Annotated in this window: 1 protein-coding gene and 1 pseudogene; both read left to right on the top strand. The window is 78.2% G+C overall.

Annotated features, from left to right (window positions below):
- Positions 1-205, top strand: a pseudogene (locus tag G7A99_RS24805) (keto-hydroxyglutarate-aldolase/keto-deoxy-phosphogluconate aldolase); the annotation flags it as partial.
- The coding region (locus G7A99_RS24810; protein ID WP_205600067.1) for a hypothetical protein at positions 202-500 on the top strand (299 nt) is incomplete at its 3' end. The pseudogene G7A99_RS24805 and the gene G7A99_RS24810, both read left to right, overlap by 4 nt.

A 500-nucleotide genomic window follows, 5' to 3' on the forward strand; every position in this document is an offset into this window, starting at 1 on the left:
CACGGGCGGGATCGACCCCGCCTCCGCGCCGGACTATCTCGCCCTCGACAATGTCGTGTGCGTGGGCGGGAGCTGGCTCGCGCCGCCGGCGAGCGTGGCGGCCGGGGACTGGGCCGGGATCACGGAGCGGGCGCGGGCGGCCGCGGCGCTCGGCGGGCGCACGCCGCCGCCGGGCCCCGCCGTGCCGGACCGGAGGCGCGCATGAGCGGCGGTGCGGGCGGGGCACGCCCGGCGGTCGCCGTCCTCGCCAGCCGTAGCCTCCGGCTTGGCCCCGACAGCCCCGCGGCGCGCTTCATCCGGCGGTTCGAGCCGTACTTCCGCGAGGTCCTGCGCCCGGAGCTCCATCTGCTCGAGGGTACGTACCGCTCGCTGTTGCGGTGCGGCCTGCTGCACGACTACGAGCCGGTGGTGCGGGTTCCGCCAGGGGGCGAGGGCGGACTGGTGGCGCTGAGCGACCGGGTCGTCTCCGGGCTGCCCGACGGGCGCCGGCTCGATGCCGT

It is taken from the genome of Arhodomonas sp. KWT, assembly GCF_010993615.1.